The sequence below is a fragment of the Streptomyces sp. NBC_01439 genome (genome assembly GCF_036227605.1).
Classification (GTDB): Bacteria; Actinomycetota; Actinomycetes; order Streptomycetales; family Streptomycetaceae; genus Streptomyces.
In genome coordinates, this window is record NZ_CP109487.1 from 4566151 (window position 1) to 4584216 (window position 18066).

The window sequence follows — 18066 nt, forward strand, 5'->3', positions numbered from 1 at the left end:
ACACGGTGACTGATGTGCGTGACCCGCAGCGGTGCGAAGCCCCCGTGGCACCCCCTACGACCGCATCCGCTCCAGCGGGTTCGCGGCGATCCGGTTGACCGCGCCGCCGGCCACGTACGCGGCTGCCGCGCAGTCGGGCTTGCGGGCGGCCTGGTCCTGGACCAGTGCGAGGAACGCGGCGCCGAAGTCGCCCCGGGGGTAGGCGGCGAGCAGGTCGGCCGTGAAGGCGGGATCGAACTCGGCGACGCGCAGGCCCGAGACGTCCGCGCTCGTCCCGACCTGCAGCAGGTGGCTCTCCACGTCCTCGGCCGCGCTCACGTCGTCCCGCATGTGCAGGACGATGACCTCCTCGGCGCGCGCCCGGCGGGCCGCCGGCCAGCCCAGGCCCGCCGTCAGGACGCGCGCGACATGACCGCCCGCCTCCTCGAAGGGCAGGGTGTGGCTGTCGAAGGGGGCGGTCAGACCCAGATCGTGCAGCAGGGCGCTGACGTAGAGGAGTTCCGCGTCGTACGCCAGCCCGTGCTGCTCCGCGTACCGGGCGCCGAAGGCGTAGGAGCGGACCGAGTGGTTCAGCAGGGTCGGGTCCGCGTACTCCGCGGCGATCTCGTGGGCGGCGCGGGCCGATGCGGTGTCAAGTGTCCACGTCTTCATGGGGCGTCAGCGTAGGCGGCGGCTGAAGTCGATCTCGGACGGGGGCTCCCCCGGCCAGTTCAGCCGGGTCGGGGCGGGCGGGGTCTCGGCGAGGACGGTCCCGCGCGAGACGACGTACCGCGGGCGGACCTGGCGGCGGATCGCCTCCTCGGGCGACGGGGCCGGGAGCAACACGAAGGAGGCGGGGGCACCCGCGGTGATGCCGTACTCCGTCTCGGCGAGGCCGAGCACCCGCGCCGCGCGCTCCGTCACCATCGAGAAGGCCAGCGGGATCTCGTCGGCGCCGGTGAGCTGGGCGGCGTACAGCCCGACGAGGGCGGTCTGCAGCGGGTTGGCGGTGCCCAGCGCGTTCCAGGGGTCCATCACGTCGTCGTGGCCGAAGGCGACGTTGACCCCGGCCGCCAGCATCTCCTTGACCTGGGTGAGTCCGCGCCGTTTGGGATAGGCGTCGAAGCGGCCCTGGAGGCCCAGGTTGGCGAAGGGGTTGGAGACCAGGTTGATGCCGGAGCGGGCGAGCAGGCGCTGGAGTTTGAAGCTGTACGCGCCGTTGTAGGAGCCCATGGCCGTCGTGTGCGAGGCGGTGGCGCGCCCGCGCAGTCCCGAGCGCAGGGCGAGGGTGGCCAGCACCTCCACGAAGCGGGACTGCTCGTCGTCGATCTCGTCGCAGTGCGCGTCCACCCGCAGGCCGTGCTCCTCGGCCAGCGCGAAGGCCGTGCGCAGCGAGGCGAGGCCGTCCTCACGGGTGTCCTCGAAGTGCGGGATCGCACCGACGACGTCCGCCCCGCGGGCGACGGCCTCGCGCATCAGCCCCTCGCCGCCCGGGAAGGAGACGATGCCCTCCTGCGGGAAGGCCACGATCTGCAGGGTCATGAAGTCCCGCACCCGGTCGCGCACCTCCAGCAGCGCCTCGAGCGCGGTGAGGTCCGGGTCGGTGACGTCGCAGTGGGTCCGCACGTGCAGCACCCCGTGGGCGGCCTGCCAGCGCAGCACCTCGGTGGCCCGCGCGACCACGTCCGCGCGGGTCAGGGTCCGTTTGCGTTCGCTCCAGCAGGCGATGCCCTCCCAGAGGGTGCCGGAGGCGTTGGGGCGGGGCTCGCCAACGGTCAGCGCCGTGTCGAGGTGGATGTGCGGCTCGACGAAGGGGGGCGCGAGCAGGCCGCCGTGGGCCTCGATGAGGATGCCGGTGACCGGTGGTTCCTTCTGATCGTCGTACGGAATGACCCGCGCGATGCGGCCGTCCTCCGCGACCTCGACGTCGGACAGGCCGTGGGTGTGCAGCAGCCGGGCGCCCCGGACGATCATCCGCATGGCGCCAGCCTAGACAGCCCCTTCGCCGGAGCGGGTCTAGCCGCGCTTGGCCTGGGCCTTCTGCTGCATGCCGCGCGTCTTCGCGGCGGTGCTGTGGACGTCCCGGACCGCGGCCTTGGCACGGGCCTCGGCGGCCGTGTTCTTGGCCAGCGCGCGCTCGGAGTCCTGGTGGCTGTGGTGGCCGGTGCGGGCCTTCTTGGCCATGATCGTTCCTCCTCGGACGGAACGGCCGACGCGTTCCACTGTGCGCCCGTTCCGAGCGGTCGGCATCCCGGGGAGCGCTGCTCCCGGACCGCTGCGGACACAATGGGGCTCATGACCAGCGACAGTGAGATGACCCCCGACATGCCCGACTGGGAGAAGCGGTTCCGGGCTCCGCGCGTCGGGCTCCCCGACTGGGCCGAGGACGCCCCGGACCGTTCGCTCTTCGTGTCCAACGCGACCGGGACCTACGAGCTCTACGCGTGGGACCGCGCCACCGGCGAGCAGCGGCAGGCCACGGACCGCCCCAACGGCACCACCGACGGAACCCTCTCCCCCGACGGCGAGTGGATCTGGTGGTTCTCCGACACCGACGGCGACGAGTTCGGCACGTGGCTGCGCCAGCCCTTCGGGGGCGGCCCCGACGAGCCGGCCACCCCGGGCCTGGAGCCCTCGTACCCCGCCGGGCTGGCCATCGGGCGGGACGGGACGGCCGTCGTGGGGCGCTGCACCGACGAGGACGGCTCGACGGTCCACGTGGTCCGGCCGGACGGCTCCGCGCCCACCGTGATCTACCGGCACCGGGAGTCGGCCGGCGTCGGCGACCTGTCCCGCGACGGAACGCTGGTGGCCGTCGAGCACACCGAGCACGGCGACGCGATGCACTCCGCCCTGCGCGTCCTGACCTTGGACGGGACCACCGTCGCCGAGCTGGACGATTCCCTGGGCGGGTCGAAGGAGCTGGGCCTGGAGGTCCTCGGTTTCGCGCCGGTCGCGGGTGACACCCGGCTGCTCGTCGGCCACCAGCGGCGCGGCCGCTGGGAGCCGATGGTGTGGGACGTGGCCACCGGCGCCGAGCAGGAGCTCGCGATCGACCTGCCGGGCGACGTCAGCGCCGAGTGGTACCCGGACGGGTCCGCGCTGCTGGTCGCGCACAGCTTCGAGGCGCGCAGCGAGCTGTGGCGCTACGACCTGGCCGCTCGGGAGCTCGTACGCGTGGACACGCCCGCGGGGTCGGTGTCGGGGGCCACCGCGCGCCCCGACGGGACGGTGGAGTACCTGTGGTCCTCGGCCGCCGAGCCCTCGGCGGTACGGTCCACCGCGGGCGGGATCGTCCTGGACCCGCCCGGTTTCCGGGCGCCCGGCTCGGTACCGGTCGAGGACGTGTGGGTGGAGGGCCCGGGCGGGCGGATCCACGCGCTCGCGCAGCGGCCGACGGGCCACGGCGAGGGCCCCTTCCCGACGGTCTTCGAGATCCACGGTGGGCCGACCTGGCACGACAGCGACTCCTTCGCGTCGGCCCCGGCGGCCTGGCTGGACCACGGCTTCGCCGTGGTGCGGGTCAACTACCGCGGCTCGACGGGGTACGGCCGCGAGTGGACCGACGCCCTCAAGCACCGGGTCGGGCTGATCGAGCTGGAGGACATCGCGGCGGTCCGGGAGTGGGCGGTCGCCTCCGGCCTCGCGGACCCGGCCCGCACGGTGCTGTCGGGCGGTTCCTGGGGCGGGTACCTGACGCTGCTGGGCCTGGGCACGCAGCCCGGAGCCTGGGCCGTGGGCCTGGCCGCCGTACCGGTCGCGGACTACGTGACGGCGTACCACGACGAGATGGAGGCGTTGAAAGCACTGGACCGCACCCTTTTCGGCGGTACGCCGGAGGAGGTCCCGGACCGCTTCGAGGCGTCCTCGCCGCTGACGTACGTGGACGCCGTGCGGGCGCCGGTCCACATCGCGGCCGGCGTGAACGACCCGCGCTGCCCGATCCGCCAGATCGACAACTACGTGGACCGACTCGCCGCGCGCGGGGCGGTGCACGAGGTGTACCGGTACGACGCCGGTCACGGTTCGCTGGTGGTGGAGGAGCGGATCAAGCAGGTCCGGATGGAGTTGGAGTTCGCGCTGAAGCACCTGCCGCACTGACCCTGCGGGAGGGCGACCGGTGCACCCCCCGTACGGTGGTGGGGTGCACCGGTTTCTCCTGACCCCGCGCTGGTGGGGGATCAACGTCTTCGTCGCGCTCGCCGTTCCCTTCTGCCTGTTCATGGGGTCGTGGCAGCTCGGCCGGTTCGAGGACCGCGTCGACAGCCACCGGGAAGCGGGCGCGGAGCGGCCGGTCGACCAGGTGGCCGCACCCCTGGACTCGCTGCTTCCGGTCGACAAGACGACCTCCGGACGGCTGGCCTCCACGGCCGGGGAGTACGGCGATCAGCTGCTGGTGCCCGAGCGACGGCTGGACGGTCGGTCCGGGTTCTACGTGCTGACGCTGTTGAAGACCGACTCCGGCAAGTCCGTCCCGGTGGTCCGGGGCTGGCTGCCGGGGGTCGCGGATCCCGCGAAGGCGCCGGTCCCGCCGACCGGCCGGGTCGAGGTCAGCGGCGCGCTGCAGGCCTCGGAGAACGCCGGCACGAAGGGGGTCCACTCCCAGGGCGGGCTGCCGGCCGGGCAGCTCGGGGTGATCAGCGCGGCCTCGCTGGTCAACATCGTCCCGTACGACCTGTACGACGCCTGGCTGACCGTGCAGACCCCGTCGGAGGGCATGGTTCCGGTGCCCGCGCAGGCGCCCACCAACACCGGGCTCGACCTGAAGGCCTTCCAGAACCTCGGCTACACCGGCGAGTGGTTCGTCTTCGTCGCCTTCGTGCTCTTCATGTGGTTCCGGCTCTACCGTCGCGAGGTGGAGACCATCCGCGACGCCGAGGCGGGCCTGCTGGAGCCCGCCGCGCGCTAGCCCTGCCGTCCCCGTCCGGGACGGCGTCTCCGGGCGGCGTCTCCGGGCGGCGTCCCGGGGCAGCGTCTCGCGGCACGCCCCGAGCAGCGTCTCGCTAGGACAGCGGGATCGCGCCCGTCCGGTAGACCGTTCCGCCGCAGGCCTCGGGGATCGTCGTCCGCGTGGTCGTGGCGCCCGACTGCGGGGTGTGCGAGACGGCCACGCCGCCCGGGGCCGGGGAGGCGCCCGCCTGCGGTTCGACGGCCGGTCCGCTCCCCGTGCCGCCCGCGGCGCCCGCCGGCTCGGTCTGCGGGGACTTCGCGCCCGTGTCCGTGTTCGCCGGTGCGCAGGTCCGCCCCGACGGCACCCACGCGAAGCGGACCTCGTACGCCGTGTTCGGGGGGAGCACCAGCGCCGGAGCCGCCGCCGCCGGGTCGGGCAGCAGGCCGGTCGCCGGATCGCCCGCCGTGTGGCCGACCACGGCGACCCCGGGGCCCGTGCCGGCCCCGGTACCGGGCGCCGCGGCCGCCGTCAGCGTGTCCTGTCCGTTGACCGAGCAGCCCTGCGCCGAGACGTTGGTGACCCGGAAGCTGCCGTACACCCTGCCGTCGGTCTCCGGGGCCCGGGCCGAACCCACCACCCCGAGCTGGTCCGCTCCGCACCCGGGCACTCCCGGCGCCGCGACCGGCGGCAGCGGGCCCGAGCCCGCCGCCGAGCCGCCGGTACCGGCCGGTCCGGCGGAGGTCCCGGCGCCCGACGGGCCTACCGTCAGACCGTTCGCCGACGGGCCCGCCGTGGCGTTCGGCTGCCCGGTGCCCCCGCCCGCGGACGGAACCTCACCGAAGGGGTCGGTCGCCCTCGGCAGGGAACCGAAGCCGTTCTGGTGCGGGTTGGAGGCCGGCGAGTCGTGCTTGTCGCCCGTGGACTCGCTGTGCCCGGCCATCGCCGGGTGGTCCGGGGCCGCGCCCTCGGCAGCGGACAGGTGCAGTGCGGCCGGGATCGCCGTCCCGGCGAGCAGCACGGCCGCGGCGGCGCCGACGAGGGCGGCCCGGCGGTTGCGGGTCCGGCGCGCGGGGACGGCGTCGCGCAGTCGCTCCAGCGCGTCCGCGGAGGGCTGCAGGCCCTCGACGGCCCCGCGCAGGAGGACGCGCAGTTCTTCTTCCCCGCTCGCCCCGCCCGGCGGTGTGTGGTCGTCCATCATGACTGCGCAGCCTCCATCGCCACCCGCAGCGCGGCAATGCCCCGCGATCCGTACGCCTTCACCGAACCGAGCGATATGCCGAGCGTCTCGGCGACCTGGGCCTCCGTCATGTCGGCGAAGTAGCGCAGTACCAGCACCTCGCGCTGGCGGCGTTGCAGTCCGCGCATCGCCCTGATCAGATCGTCCCGCTCCAGCTGGTCGTACGCGCCCTCTTCGGCGCTGGCCATGTCCGGCATCGGCTTCGAGAGCAGCTTGAGGCCGAGGATGCGGCGGCGCAGTGCGGACCGCGAGAGGTTCACGACGGTCTGGCGCAGGTACGCCAGGGTCTTCTCCCGGTCGCGGACCCGGTTCCGGGCGGAGTGCACCCGGATGAAGGCCTCTTGGACCACGTCCTCGCAGGAGGCGGTGTCGTCGAGGAGCAGCGCTGCCAGGCCCAGGAGCGAGCGGTAGTGCGCCTGGTAGGTCGCGGTGAGGTGGTCGACGGTGGTGCCGGCCACCACCTCGGCCGTCTCGGCCGTCTCGGCTGCCTCAGCCGTCTCGACCGCCTCGCTCTTGCTGCTCCCGTCCGTCTCAGCGCTGTCGCGCGGCGCGGGCACGAGACCGCCCCGGATCGGTACGGAGGTCCGCGCGGGCGCGGCCGACGGTCCCGCTGGGGGCCCCGCCGGCGGGACGGGAACGATCACGGGAAAACCGCCACCGGGCGTGCGAGGACCCCGGCGCGACGGGATGATCCCGATCTGCGCCGGCCGGACGGCCGGGTCGAGCAGTGTGTCTGCCACGCCGGTTGGACACGCGTCCCCCCATCAGGGTTGTACGCGCGAGGCGGCCTCACCAGCAAAATCCCTATTGCCCTCATGCGCACCCGCTCTTCCCGATTGCCCCGTCTTTATCGAGACGGCAGTCGGGCCATCACCTTGATCAAGGGATCAGCACCGATCCTACAAAGCGAATTACGCAAATTCACCTGCGATCAGTTCCGCAATCTGTGTGGCATTCAGCGCTGCGCCCTTGCGGAGATTGTCGGCGCACACGAAGAACTCCAGGGCGTGACGGTCGTCGAGCGAGGCCCGCACCCGCCCCACCCAAGCAGGATCCGTCCCGGCGGCGTCCACGGGGGTGGGGAACTCCCCGGCCGCCGGGTCGTCCACGAGCACCACGCCGGGCGCGGCCTCCAGGATCTCCCGGGCGTGCACGGCCTCCACCTCGCGCTCGAAGCGGGCCCGCACCGTCAGCGAATGCCCGGTCAGCACGGGCACCTGGACGCAGGTCACCGACACCGGGAGCTGCTCCAGCTCCAGGATCCGGCGCGTCTCCCCGCGTACCGCCAGCTCGTGCGAGGACCAGCCGTCCGCGCGCAGCTCGCCCGACCAGGGCACGACGTTGAGGGCGAGCGGGGCCGCGAAGGGGCCGGTGTCCTCGCCCACGGCACGGCGGACGTCACCGGGCTGCTCGCCCAGGGAGGTCCCGGCGACCAGCGACTGCTGGCGGCGCAGCACCTCGGAACCGGCCCGACCGGCGGCGCTCGCGGCCTGGTACGAGGAGACGACCAGGTCGCAGAGGGAGTACTCGGAGTGCAGCGCGCCCAGGGCCGCGATCATGGTGGCGGTCACGCAGTCCGGGCCGGCGATGATCCCGCGCGGCCGGATCCGTGCGGCGTGCCCGTTGACCTCGGGCACGACCAACGGGACCTCGGGGTCCTCCCGGAAGGCGGCGGACAGGTCGATGACGACCGAGCCGCGCGTGGTGACCACGGGGGCCCACCGGGCCGAGACGTCGGCCGGGGTGAGGAAGAGGGCGACGTCGCCCGGTCCGAGGCCGTCGAAGGCGTCCTCGGTGAGGGCGATCACCTCGGTCTCCTCCGCGCGGACGGCCAGCATGCGGCCGGCCGAGCGCGCGGAGGCGATCAGGCGGATCTCGCCCCAGACGTCGGCCCGCTGGGACAGCATCTGGAGCAGGACCGAACCGACTGCTCCGGTCGCCCCGACCACGGCGAGTGCCGGGCCGGAGGACCGGGTGCGGGTCATCGTCCGGTGCCTCCGTAGACGACCGCTTCGGCGCTGTCGGAGTCGAGGCCGAAGGCCGTGTGCACGGCGCGGACGGCTTCGTTGACGTCGTCCTGGCGGGTGACGACCGAGATGCGGATCTCGGAGGTCGAGATCAGCTCGATGTTCACGCCCGCGTCGGACAGCGCCTGGAAGAAGGATGCGGTGACGCCCGGGTTCGTCTTCATGCCCGCGCCGACCAGGGAGATCTTGCCGATCTGGTCGTCGTAGCGCAGGGAGTCGAAGCCGATCGCGCCCTTCGCCTTCTCCAGCGCCTCGATGGCCTTGTGACCCTCGGCCTTGGGGAGCGTGAAGGAGATGTCCGTGAGGCCCGTGGAGGCCGCGGAGACGTTCTGCACGATCATGTCGATGTTGATCTCGGCGTCCGCGATGGCGCGGAAGATCGCCGCGGCCTCGCCCGGCTTGTCCGGGACACCGACGACCGTGATCTTGGCTTCGGAGACGTCGTGCGCGACTCCGGAGATGATGGCGTGCTCCACCTGCGCGTCCCCTTGCGGATTCTCGTTGCTGACCCAGGTGCCCGGCAGTCCGGAGAAGGACGAGCGGACGTGGATCGGAATGTTGTAGCGGCGCGCGTACTCGACGCAACGGTGCAGCAGCACCTTGGAACCGGAGGCCGCGAGCTCCAGCATGTCCTCGGAGGAGATCCAGTCGATCTTCTTGGCCTTCTTCACGACGCGGGGGTCCGCGGTGAAGACGCCGTCGACGTCGGTGTAGATCTCGCACACCTCGGCGTCCAGCGCCGCGGCGAGCGCGACGGCGGTGGTGTCCGAGCCGCCCCGGCCGAGGGTGGTGATGTCCTTGGAGTCCGCGGACACCCCCTGGAAGCCCGCGACGATGGCGATGTTGCCCTCGTCCAGCGCGGTGCGGATCCGGCCCGGCGTGACATCGATGATGCGCGCTTTGTTGTGGACCGAGTCGGTGATCACGCCTGCCTGGCTACCGGTGAACGACTGGGCCTCGTGGCCCAGGTTTTTGATCGCCATGGCCAGCAGGGCCATGGAGATCCGCTCCCCGGCGGTCAGCAGCATGTCGAATTCGCGTCCGGCAGGCATCGGCGATACCTGCTCGGCGAGATCGATCAACTCGTCCGTCGTGTCGCCCATCGCGGAAACCACGACGACCACCTGGTGGCCGTTCTTCTTGGCATCCACGATCCGCTTGGCGACGCGCTTGATGCCCTCGGCATCGGCTACGGAGGAGCCTCCGTACTTCTGCACGACAAGGCCCACGTGCGCTCCTCGCTCAGTCCGTCTCATTGCTGGTGCAGTGTAACGAGCGACCGGGATCCGACCGCCTCGTACCACATCATGAGACGAGAAGATCAGAGAATGAGTTCCTGGTCCGGCCGCTGCGTTCGCTCAGGTGCGGCCGAGGCCGCCGAGCTCCTCGGCCATCACCTTTCCGGCCTGTTCCGCGAGGTCGTCCTCGGCCAGGTCCTCGTCCGTGTCCAGGCCGTCCAGCGCCGCCAGCGGCTGGTCCAGACGTACATGGGCCACCAGCGACTGCAGTGCGCGCAGGGTCGCCGAGGCCGTCGGACCCCAGTTGGTGAAGTACGAGAACTGCCACCACCACAGCGCCTCGGTGGTCCGCCCCGCCCGGTAGTGCGCCAGCCCGTGCCGCAGGTCCGCGACCACGTCGGCCAGGTCGTCGGAGATCCGGTGCGCGACCGGGGCCTTGCGCGGCTCGTAGGGGTCGAAGACCTCCGAGTACACGTCGACCGGCTCCAGCATGTAGGCGAACCGCTCGCGCAGCTCGTCGACGTCCGGCTCCGGTCCGAGGTCGGGCTCGTAGCGCTCGTCGGGCAGCACGTCCTGGTACGCGCCCAGCCGACCGCCCGCCAGCAGCAGCTGGGACACCTCCAGGAGGAGGAAGGGCACCGCGCTGTCCGGGTCCTCGCCCTTGGCCACTTCGGTGACCGCGACGATGAAGGACTCGATCTGGTCCGAGATCTGGACGGCGAAGTCGTCCGGATCCTGACCCAGGGCGTGCAGCGTTGCGTCAGACATCGAGAAGTCGCCTTCCTTCAAAGGCCCGCCCGAGCGTGACCTCGTCCGCGTACTCCAGATCTCCCCCGACGGGGAGTCCGCTGGCCAGGCGGGTGACCTTCAGGCCCATGGGCTTGATCATGCGGGCGAGGTAGGTGGCCGTCGCCTCGCCCTCCAGGTTCGGGTCGGTGGCGAGGATCAGCTCGGTCACCTCGCCGTCCGCCAGGCGCGCCAACAGCTCGCGGATGCGCAGGTCGTCGGGGCCGACGCCTTCGATCGGGCTGATCGCGCCGCCGAGGACGTGGTACTTCCCCCGGAACTCGCGCGTCCGCTCGATCGCGACGACGTCCTTCGGCTCCTCGACGACACAGATGACCGTGGTGTCCCGGCGCGGGTCGCGGCAGATGCCGCACCGCTCCTCCTGTGCCACGTTCCCGCAGACCGCGCAGAACCGGACCTTGTCCTTGACCTCCAGCAGCGCGTGCGCGAGGCGGCGGACGTCGGTGGGTTCGGCCTGCAGGATGTGGAAGGCGATCCGCTGCGCGCTCTTGGGCCCGACGCCGGGCAGCCTGCCCAGTTCGTCGATCAGGTCCTGAACCACGCCTTCGTACAACGGACTGCCTTCTTTCGTCTTTCGTCGGGTGGGGGAGGGTTAGAACGGGAGGCCGGGGATACCGCTGCCGCCGCCCAGGCCCTGGGCCAGGGGGCCCAGCTTCTGCTGCTGGAGCGCCTGGGCATTCTCGTTGGCCGCCTGCACCGCGGCGACCACCAGGTCGGCGAGCGTCTCCGTGTCCTCGGGGTCCACGGCCTTCGGGTCGATCACCAGCGCCCGCAGCTCACCGGATCCGGTAACGGTCGCCCTCACCAGACCGCCGCCGGCCTGGCCCTCGACCTCGGTCCGTGCGAGCTCCTCCTGCGCGGCCGCGAGATCCTGCTGCATCTTCTGGGCCTGCTGGAGCAGCTGCTGCATGTTGGGCTGGCCACCACCGGGAATCACAGGGCACTCACTCCATACGTTGTACGTCGAGACCTTCGGAACGCTGGTCAATCTGAGCCTACGTGCTCCCCGGGCCCCGCGCCCTACGCCGTGAGGACCAACTCTTTCGAGTGAGAGACGAGGCGTGCGCGTACCTGATGGAGACCTCCTTGCGGGCGGAAATCCCGGGAATCGTCGCCCATCGCCCGTCAATCGAAGGTAGGAAGAGCATGCGCATCATTGCGCACACGCGCACCACCACACGTCAGCGCAGGCAGAGGGAGTGCCGGGTGAGCCAGCCGGAGATGCAGCCCGAGGGGCCACCCCGGGATCCCCGGGAGGAAGGCGGCGGACCGATGGCGGCGGGCGATCTGACCGGCCGGCCGTTCCCCCTCGGGGACTGGGGCGAGCCCGCCGAGCGGCTCGACGAGCTCTACCGGCGGGTCGAGGCCGATGCGCTGCGCACCGCCGAGTGGTACCTGTCCGACCGGGCCTGGAAGCGGCGCGGTGCGCGCGTGCTGCGCGCCGGGGCGGCCGTGGGCGCCCTCACGGGTGCCTCGATGCCGCTGCTGGAGCTGACGGGCTCGATCCCGGGCGCCTCCACGTACGGCTACCTCGCGCTGCTGCTGGGCGCGGCCGCGCTGGCCTGCGACCGGTTCTTCGGGCTGACGTCCGGGTGGATGCGGAACGTAGCCACGGCCCAGGCCGTGCAGCGCCGGCTCCAGACCCTCCAGTTCGACTGGGCCTCGGAGAACGTGCGCGAGGTGCTCGGACCCACCGAGGGCACGGCCAGCGAGGCAGCGGAGCGGTGCCTGACCGTGTTGCGCCGCTTCTCGGAGGACGTCACCGAGCTGGTGCGCTCGGAAACGGCGGACTGGATGGTGGAGTTCCGGGCCGGGCCCGCGCCCCTGGTGATGCAGTCGCTGGGAGCCCCCGGCGGGCGCCCGGACGCGAGCGTCCCGCCCGCCCGCTTCCCGCTGCCGCCGGGCACCAGACCGAACATGCCCCGGCAGCGGCCGCCGGAGCAGCCGCGCTGAGGCGCGGGCAGGTCCAGCGGGGGTCGCGGGGGCACGGGCGGAGCCGGAGGGCACGGGCGGGGGCCGGTGCCGGTGCCGCCGCGGGACACGGGCGGGGGCCGGGGTTCCGCGCAGCGGAACCGTACGCGGACCCGGACCCGTACCCATACCCGTACCTCGCCCACCGGCGCCGTTCAGCTGAAGATGATCATCGACCCCTGGCCGAGGCTCCGCGTCGCGGCCGCGTGCAGTCCCAGCCACACGTGCCGCTCACGGGCGAAGGGGCTGTCGTCGTACGGAATCGGCCCCGCCGGCTCCTCCAGCAGCGTCGGCCGCCCCGGCGGCGCCGGTGCGGCGGGCGGGTTCCCCGGGTCTATCCCGATGGCGGGGGCCACGAACAGCAGCTCCCGCAGCAGCCCCTGCCCGGACCCCAGCGGCCCGCCACCGGCCAGCAGCTCCTCGTTCGCCAGCGGAGCCGCGAAGTCCACCGGGACGTAGGCCCCGGCGTGGTCGTAGTGCCACACCAGGTGCGACTGCTGGGCCGTGGGCTCGAACATCTCCAGCAGTTGCTCGTAGTCCCCGCCGAGCTCGTCCACCGGGGTCACGGGCAGTCCGCAGAGCTGGAGCATGTACGCCCGCCGCAGGAAGTGCAGGGCGTCGTAGTCGAAGCCGGCGACCGGGGCGACGTCCCCGCTCAGGCCCGGCATGTACGCGAACACGGGCACGGACGGCAGGCCGGCCGCGCCCAGCGCCCTGTCGTACGAGGCGATCTCTTCCGCGAAGGGATTGTCGGGGCTGTGGCACAGCACGTCGACAAGGGGGACCAGCCACAGGTCACAGGCCACTCGGCCTCCGATCAGTCGTTGTCGCCGATCCGGCCAGCGTAGTGGGCCGGACACCCTCCGCGAAGGGGTGCGCAGAACCTCGACCTTCAGAGGCGGGCGGCCCAGGCCAGCGCGTGCTCGTTGTAGCCGTGCACGATGCCGCGCACCGCGTCGGCGTCGGCCAGCGTCACCGCGTCCACCAAGTCACTGTGGCCGTCCCACAGCGCCGCCCGCAGCTGCGGCTCGCGCTGGAGGTGGGGGACGGCGAAGACCCAGCATTGCACGCGGATGCGGTGCAAGAACTCGGAGATGTAGGTGTTGGCGACCAGCCCGCTCAACTCCCGCCAGAAGCGCAGGTCGTAGCCGATCAGCACTTCGAGCGAACCGCTCTGCGCGGCCCGTCGGGCCTCTTCGCCCCGGCGGCGCACCGACACCAGCAGCTCGGCGGAGCCGGGGGTGGTGCCGCGCTCGGCGAGGCGGCGGAAGATCCCGTCCACGACGAGCGAGCGGGCCTCGACCATGCCCCGGAAGTCGTCCACGGAGAAGACCCGCACCCGGAAGCCGCGGTGCTGGACCAGTTCGAGCAGCCCTTGGGCCGAGAGGTCCACGAGCGCCTCGCGCACCGGGGTCGCGGAGACCTCGTACTGCTCGGCGATCTGCTTGACGGTGAACTCGGTCCCCGGAGGCAGGCGTCCCGCGAGCACCTCGTCACGCAGCGCGTCCGCGATCTGCTGGCGGAGCGTGTTGCGGGTGACAGCTCCGCTGCCTGGCATAGGGGTCCGTCTCCTGTCGTAGAGCTCCGGACACCATAGGCCAGACAGCGCGGCTGAAAACCGATCGGTAGCTAACCGATATCCGACGTCCGCACCCGGCGCCCGGGTGCGGATGTCGATGCGGGCGCCGGATGCGGATCCGGTGCGGGGGCAGATGCGGATCGGGTGCGGATCCGGTGCGGGGGCAGATGCGGATCGGGTGCGGATCCGGTGCGGGGCGGATGGCTGACCGGACCCGTTCCCTCCGGGCGGGCGGGTCTAGCCGGCCGTGGTGTGGCGGTCGGCTACCGTCAGCGCCTCGTCCAGCAGGGCCAGGCCCTCCTTGGCCTCCGCCTCCGTGACGTTGCAGGGCGGGACCACGTGGGTGCGGTTCATGTTCACGAAGGGCCACAGGCCCGACGCCTTGCAGGCCGCCGCGAACTCGGCCATCGGCGCGTTGTCCGCGCCGGCCGCGTTGTACGGCACGAGCGGCTCGCGCGTCTCCTTGTCCCGTACGAGTTCCAGGGCCCAGAAGGCGCCCAGCCCGCGGACCTCGCCGACCGAGGGGTGGCGCTCGGCGATCTCGGCGAGGGCCGGGCCGATCACGTTCTCACCGAGGTGGGCGGCGTGCTCCACGATGCCCTCCTCCTCCATCGTGTTGATCGTCGCGGCGGCGGCGGCGCAGGCCAGGGGGTGGCCGGAGTACGTGAGTCCGCCCGGGTAGGGGCGGGTGGCGAAGGTCTCGGCGATGGCGGCCGAGATGGCCACGCCGCCGAGCGGGACGTAGCCGCTGTTCACGCCCTTGGCGAAGGTGATCAGGTCGGGGGTGACGCCCCAGTGGTCGGCCGCGAACCACTTGCCGGTGCGGCCGAAGCCCGACATGACCTCGTCCAGGATGAAGACGATGCCGTAGCGGTCGCAGAGCTCGCGCACGCCCGCGAGGTAGCCGGCGGGCGGGGTCATGATGCCTGCGGTGCCGGGCACGCTCTCCAGGATGATCGCCGCGATGGTCTGCGGCCCCTCGAAGGCAATGGTGTCGGCGAGGTGGGCGAGGGCGCGGGCGCACTCCTCGGCCTCGGTGGTGGCGTGGAAGGCGGAGCGGTAGAGGTACGGGCCCCAGAAGTGGACGACGCCGGCGGCGGCCGTGTCGGAGGGCCAGCGGCGCGGGTCGCCGGTCAGGTTGATCGCGGCGGCGGTGGCCCCGTGGTAGGAGCGGTAGGTGGAGAGCACCTTGGCGCGACCCGTGTGCAGACGGGCCATGCGCACGGCGTTCTCGACAGCCTCGGCGCCGCCGTTGGTGAAGAAGACCTTGTCCAGGTCGCCCGGGGTCCGCTCGGCGATGAGGCGTGCGGCCTCGGAGCGGACGTCGACGGCGAAGCCGGGCGCGAGGGTGCAGAGCCGGGCGGCCTGCTCCTGGATCGCGGCGACGACCTTGGGGTGCTGGTGGCCGATGTTGGTGTTGACCAACTGGGAGGAAAAGTCGAGGAACCGCTTGCCCTCGTAGTCCCAGAAGTACGACCCCTCGGCCCCGGCGACGGCGAGGGGGTCGATCAGGGCCTGGGCGGACCAGGAGTGGAAGACATGCTTCCGATCTGCGTCCTTCACGGTGGCAAGGGTGTGCGGGGTGACATGAGGGGTCATGTCGTCACGCTAGAAGTGCGCAGGTGGAGCGGGATATCGGCGGACTGTATGGGGGTGGGGGGCCGCTCTCGGCAGTCTGTCTGCGAGGGGGCTCCAACCCCTCCCTTGGATTGACAGCATCCTGTCGTTATGACAGTCTATTGTCATAGAGCAGGAACCACGCTGGAGGCGAAAGCACCATGAGCGAGACCCCGCGCAAGCCCGTCCACCTCGCGGTCTACGACACGTACGCGGACTGGGAGACCGGCCACACCACCGCGCACCTCACCCAGCGCGGCCACACCGTGCGCACGGTCGGCCCGAGCGCGGCGCAGCCGGTCACCACCATGGGCGGCGTCCGCATCCAGCCCGACCTGGCCCTGGCCGACCTGCGACCGGAGGACTCCTCGCTGCTGATCCTCACGGGCGCGTCCCTGTGGGACACGAGCGACGACCTGGCGCCGTTCGCGGCCAAGGCGCGGGAGTTCCTGGCCGCCGGAGTGCCGGTCGCGGCGATCTGCGGAGCCACCGCGGGCCTCGCCCGCGAGGGGCTGCTGGACGGCCGGACCCACACCAGCGCCGCCTCCTTCTACCTCGCCGAGCAGCCCGGCTACGGGGGCGCCGAGCGCTACGTCGAGGCCGATGCGGTGACCGACGGCAACCTGATCACGGCGGGGCCGACGGAGCCGGTGGCCTTCGCCCGCGAGGTCTTCGCCCGTCTGGACGTCTACAAGCCGGACGTCCTGGACGCCTGGTACGGGCTCTTCCACGACTCGGACGTCAGCGCGTACCCGGTCCTGATGGCGGCATCGGCGGCCGGCGATGCGTGAGGCGACGCACGAGCTGCTGCCCGCCGGGGACCCTGGGGCCGCCCGGGGCCCGACCGACCTGGGGGACCTCGGCGGGCCGGGGGACCTCACGGACGCCCGTACCCAGCAGGACCTGCTGAGCCGCACCGCGCTCGGGGTGTTCCGGCTGAACGGCCAGTTCCTCGCCATCTCGGAAGAGCTGGCCAAGCCGGCCGGGCTGACGGCCGCCTGGTGGCAGGTCCTGGGCGCGGTACTGCGGGAGCCGCTGCCCGTCGCGGGCATCGCCCGGAACATGGGCATCACCCGGCAGAGCGTGCAGCGCATCGCGGACCTGCTGGTCGCCAAGGGGTTGGCGGAATACGCCCCGAACCCCGCCCACCGGCGGGCGAAACTGCTGCGTCCCACGGAGGACGGACGGGGCGCGGTGGACCGGATCGGCCCGGGGCACGCGGCTCTGGCGGCCCGCCTCACGGCGGAGCTGGGCGACGCCGCCTTCGCGGAGACGGTCCGCGCACTGGAACGGCTGGCCACGGCACTGGACGCGCTGGAGTCCGCCACACCGTCCACCGCCGTTTCCGCATCCGCGCCGGAATGAGCCCGGACGACACCGCCCGCGGCACCGTGCCCACGCCGCGCAGGCCCGCGGCGAACGATTGTGTCGAAGTCAATAAGCCTGCAAGCAAAGCTTGTTACGTATAACGGGGCTGTCGGACACTGCGGCACATGGAGCCGTTGAAGGTAGTGGCACAACTGTGGGAGCGAATCGAGGCACGTGACTGGGACGGCGTGGCCGGGCTCATCGCCGAGGACGCGGTCATCGAATGGCCCGTGAGCGGTGAGCGCATCGTGGGGCGCGCCAACTTCATAGCCGTGAACAGCGACGACGGCTACTCGGACGAGAGATCCGTGGAACTGCTGCGGATCCTGGCCGATGGGAACCTCGTGGTCACCGAGGTGGAGATACCTCAGGACCACGTCGTCTACCGGGCCGTCTCCCTCTGGACCGTGCGGGACGGGGAGATCGTGGGGGCGAGGGAGTACTGGACCAGCCCCGGCCAGGACCCGGCACCCCGCTGGCGGGCGGGGTACGTCGAACCCCTGGTGGCAGACTGAGCCGCGTGCTCACCGCTCTTCTCGGCGCGACCGGCATCCTGGCGCTCCTCACCCTCGTCCCCGGCCCGGACATGGCGATCGTTACTAAACGGGCCATCACCCGGGGGCGCGGTGACGGGCTGCGCACCGTCGCCGGGATCGCCGTCGGGCTGTTGATCTGGGGCGCCCTCACCGTGGCGGGGCTCGCTGCGCTGCTCGCCGCCTCGGCCGAGGTGTACCTGGTGGTGAAACTGGCAGGTGCCGCGTATCTGTGCTGGCTCGGCGTCCGGGCCCTGCTACGGCCGGGGGCGGGGTCGGTGGAGCCCGGGGAGCGCGGGGAGCCCGGGGAGCGCAAGGAGCGCGCGCAGGTACGGCCCGGAACGGGCGGCGGCGGAGCCTGGCGGACCGGTCTGGTCGCCAACGTCCTCAATCCCAAGATCGCCGTCTTCTACACGGGGCTGCTGCCCGCCCTCGCCCCGCCCGGCCTGCGCCCGGCGGTCGGCATGGCGCTGCTGGTCCTGCTCCATGTGCTGCTGACGGTGGTCTGGCTGGGTACGTACGTGTACGTGCTGTCGCGCGCCGGGCGGTTCTTCGCGCGGCCGCGGGTCCGGCGGGCACTGGACCGGACGACGGGTGTCGTCCTGATCGGCTTCGGTGTGCGGGTGGCGACGACGTGATGGTCGTTGCGCAGTGATGGTCGTGACGTCACGACGTCACGACGTCGTGACGTCGTGACGTCGTGACGGTCGTGCTCCTGGCTCTTAGGTATCCCCCGTCATACCTGAGAGCCAAGTGCGAACACGGCTCCATGGCGTGACGCCGACCACGGGCCCGGATTCCTAACTTCGGTAGCAGAGA

Annotated in this window: 20 protein-coding genes; 7 read left to right on the forward strand and 13 right to left on the reverse strand. The window is 72.1% G+C overall.

Going from position 1 to position 18066, the window contains the following annotated elements; all coding sequences use genetic code 11:
- Window positions 1-54 precede the first annotated feature (54 nt).
- Genes OG207_RS20375 through OG207_RS20385 form a run of 3 tightly spaced genes read right to left on the reverse strand, consistent with a single transcriptional unit; the run spans window position 55 to window position 2163 of the window.
- Window positions 55-651 carry an HD domain-containing protein gene (locus OG207_RS20375; protein ID WP_329099913.1) on the reverse strand — a complete coding sequence of 199 codons (597 nt, stop codon included), beginning with the start codon at window positions 649-651 and terminating at the stop codon, window positions 55-57.
- A 6-nt stretch (window positions 652-657) separates the two neighbouring features.
- Entirely contained in the window at window positions 658-1959 is a 1302-nt protein-coding gene (codA, locus tag OG207_RS20380; RefSeq protein WP_329099914.1) for a cytosine deaminase, read from the reverse strand.
- A 36-nt stretch (window positions 1960-1995) separates the two neighbouring features.
- Window positions 1996-2163 carry a hypothetical protein gene (locus tag OG207_RS20385; protein ID WP_301368538.1) on the reverse strand — a complete coding sequence of 56 codons (168 nt, stop codon included), beginning with the start codon at window positions 2161-2163 and terminating at the stop codon, window positions 1996-1998.
- A gap of 111 nt (window positions 2164-2274) precedes the next feature.
- On the opposite strand from OG207_RS20385, the gene OG207_RS20390 reads away from it, so the two are divergent.
- Both OG207_RS20390 and OG207_RS20395 read left to right on the forward strand, forming a co-directional pair.
- Window positions 2275-4080 (forward strand): S9 family peptidase, encoded by a 1806-nt coding sequence (locus OG207_RS20390; RefSeq protein ID WP_329099915.1) that lies wholly within the window; start codon window positions 2275-2277, stop codon window positions 4078-4080.
- Between the two features lie 43 nt (window positions 4081-4123).
- The gene (locus tag OG207_RS20395; RefSeq protein WP_329099916.1) at window positions 4124-4888 is read left to right on the forward strand and encodes an SURF1 family protein; all 765 of its coding nucleotides are present in this window, start codon (window positions 4124-4126) and stop codon (window positions 4886-4888) included.
- A 94-nt stretch (window positions 4889-4982) separates the two neighbouring features.
- Here OG207_RS20395 and OG207_RS20400 read toward each other — a convergent pair whose 3' ends face one another.
- The 7 genes from OG207_RS20400 to OG207_RS20430 form a co-directional block, all read right to left on the reverse strand.
- Window positions 4983-6068: a hypothetical protein gene (locus OG207_RS20400; protein ID WP_329099917.1), complete on the reverse strand. Its 1086-nt coding sequence runs from the start codon at window positions 6066-6068 to the stop codon at window positions 4983-4985.
- A complete protein-coding gene (locus OG207_RS20405; protein ID WP_443072721.1) occupies window positions 6065-6847 on the reverse strand; it encodes a SigE family RNA polymerase sigma factor in 783 nt (260 codons plus the stop codon). The genes OG207_RS20400 and OG207_RS20405 overlap by 4 nt, the downstream gene beginning before the upstream one ends.
- Before the next feature lie 171 nt (window positions 6848-7018).
- On the reverse strand, window positions 7019-8092 hold the full coding sequence (locus tag OG207_RS20410) for an aspartate-semialdehyde dehydrogenase (protein ID WP_329099918.1): 1074 nt from the start codon (window positions 8090-8092) through the stop codon (window positions 7019-7021).
- Window positions 8089-9363 carry an aspartate kinase gene (locus tag OG207_RS20415; protein WP_030755832.1) on the reverse strand — a complete coding sequence of 425 codons (1275 nt, stop codon included), beginning with the start codon at window positions 9361-9363 and terminating at the stop codon, window positions 8089-8091. Before OG207_RS20415 ends, OG207_RS20410 begins: the two co-directional genes overlap by 4 nt.
- Window positions 9364-9492: 129 nt before the next feature.
- Window positions 9493-10140, reverse strand: a complete 648-nt coding sequence (locus OG207_RS20420) for a DUF5063 domain-containing protein (protein WP_329099919.1) — start codon at window positions 10138-10140, stop codon at window positions 9493-9495.
- On the reverse strand, window positions 10133-10732 hold the full coding sequence (gene recR / locus OG207_RS20425) for a recombination mediator RecR (protein WP_030010802.1): 600 nt from the start codon (window positions 10730-10732) through the stop codon (window positions 10133-10135). The genes OG207_RS20420 and recR overlap by 8 nt, the downstream gene beginning before the upstream one ends.
- 39 nt (window positions 10733-10771) lie before the next feature.
- The gene (locus OG207_RS20430) at window positions 10772-11116 is read right to left on the reverse strand and encodes a YbaB/EbfC family nucleoid-associated protein (RefSeq protein ID WP_094744798.1); all 345 of its coding nucleotides are present in this window, start codon (window positions 11114-11116) and stop codon (window positions 10772-10774) included.
- Window positions 11117-11385: 269 nt separating this feature from the next.
- On the opposite strand from OG207_RS20430, the gene OG207_RS20435 reads away from it, so the two are divergent.
- Entirely contained in the window at window positions 11386-12132 is a 747-nt protein-coding gene (locus OG207_RS20435; protein WP_329099920.1) for an SLATT domain-containing protein, read from the forward strand.
- 173 nt (window positions 12133-12305) lie between these two features.
- Here OG207_RS20435 and OG207_RS20440 read toward each other — a convergent pair whose 3' ends face one another.
- From OG207_RS20440 to OG207_RS20450, 3 genes are all read right to left on the reverse strand, one after another.
- The gene (locus tag OG207_RS20440; protein ID WP_030010934.1) at window positions 12306-12956 is read right to left on the reverse strand and encodes a hypothetical protein; all 651 of its coding nucleotides are present in this window, start codon (window positions 12954-12956) and stop codon (window positions 12306-12308) included.
- Between the two features lie 86 nt (window positions 12957-13042).
- Entirely contained in the window at window positions 13043-13708 is a 666-nt protein-coding gene (locus tag OG207_RS20445; protein ID WP_329099921.1) for a GntR family transcriptional regulator, read from the reverse strand.
- 258 nt (window positions 13709-13966) lie between these two features.
- Window positions 13967-15328: an aspartate aminotransferase family protein gene (locus tag OG207_RS20450; RefSeq protein WP_329099922.1), complete on the reverse strand. Its 1362-nt coding sequence runs from the start codon at window positions 15326-15328 to the stop codon at window positions 13967-13969.
- Window positions 15329-15507: 179 nt separating this feature from the next.
- On the opposite strand from OG207_RS20450, the gene OG207_RS20455 reads away from it, so the two are divergent.
- The 4 genes from OG207_RS20455 (at window position 15508) to OG207_RS20470 (ending at window position 17885) form a co-directional block, all read left to right on the forward strand.
- The gene (locus OG207_RS20455; protein ID WP_329099923.1) at window positions 15508-16137 is read left to right on the forward strand and encodes a type 1 glutamine amidotransferase family protein; all 630 of its coding nucleotides are present in this window, start codon (window positions 15508-15510) and stop codon (window positions 16135-16137) included.
- Window positions 16130-16711 carry a MarR family winged helix-turn-helix transcriptional regulator gene (locus OG207_RS20460; RefSeq protein ID WP_329099924.1) on the forward strand — a complete coding sequence of 194 codons (582 nt, stop codon included), beginning with the start codon at window positions 16130-16132 and terminating at the stop codon, window positions 16709-16711. Before OG207_RS20455 ends, OG207_RS20460 begins: the two co-directional genes overlap by 8 nt.
- Window positions 16712-16839: 128 nt before the next feature.
- Window positions 16840-17229 carry a nuclear transport factor 2 family protein gene (locus OG207_RS20465; RefSeq protein ID WP_329099925.1) on the forward strand — a complete coding sequence of 130 codons (390 nt, stop codon included), beginning with the start codon at window positions 16840-16842 and terminating at the stop codon, window positions 17227-17229.
- A gap of 5 nt (window positions 17230-17234) precedes the next feature.
- Entirely contained in the window at window positions 17235-17885 is a 651-nt protein-coding gene (locus tag OG207_RS20470; protein WP_329099926.1) for a LysE family translocator, read from the forward strand.
- Window positions 17886-18066 lie beyond the last annotated feature (181 nt).

Coding starts and splice junctions, on each gene's coding strand:
- codA (WP_329099914.1), bottom strand. CDS start 1,959: ATGCGGATGATCGTCCGGGGCGCCCGGCTGCTGCACACCCACGGCCTG.
- OG207_RS20400 (WP_329099917.1), bottom strand. CDS start 6,068: ATGATGGACGACCACACACCGCCGGGCGGGGCGAGCGGGGAAGAAGAA.
- OG207_RS20375 (WP_329099913.1), bottom strand. CDS start 651: ATGAAGACGTGGACACTTGACACCGCATCGGCCCGCGCCGCCCACGAG.
- OG207_RS20465 (WP_329099925.1), top strand. CDS start 16,840: ATGGAGCCGTTGAAGGTAGTGGCACAACTGTGGGAGCGAATCGAGGCA.
- OG207_RS20450 (WP_329099922.1), bottom strand. CDS start 15,328: ATGACCCCTCATGTCACCCCGCACACCCTTGCCACCGTGAAGGACGCA.
- OG207_RS20460 (WP_329099924.1), top strand. CDS start 16,130: ATGCGTGAGGCGACGCACGAGCTGCTGCCCGCCGGGGACCCTGGGGCC.
- OG207_RS20390 (WP_329099915.1), top strand. CDS start 2,275: ATGACCAGCGACAGTGAGATGACCCCCGACATGCCCGACTGGGAGAAG.
- OG207_RS20455 (WP_329099923.1), top strand. CDS start 15,508: ATGAGCGAGACCCCGCGCAAGCCCGTCCACCTCGCGGTCTACGACACG.
- OG207_RS20445 (WP_329099921.1), bottom strand. CDS start 13,708: ATGCCAGGCAGCGGAGCTGTCACCCGCAACACGCTCCGCCAGCAGATC.
- OG207_RS20385 (WP_301368538.1), bottom strand. CDS start 2,163: ATGGCCAAGAAGGCCCGCACCGGCCACCACAGCCACCAGGACTCCGAG.
- OG207_RS20420 (WP_329099919.1), bottom strand. CDS start 10,140: ATGTCTGACGCAACGCTGCACGCCCTGGGTCAGGATCCGGACGACTTC.
- OG207_RS20410 (WP_329099918.1), bottom strand. CDS start 8,092: ATGACCCGCACCCGGTCCTCCGGCCCGGCACTCGCCGTGGTCGGGGCG.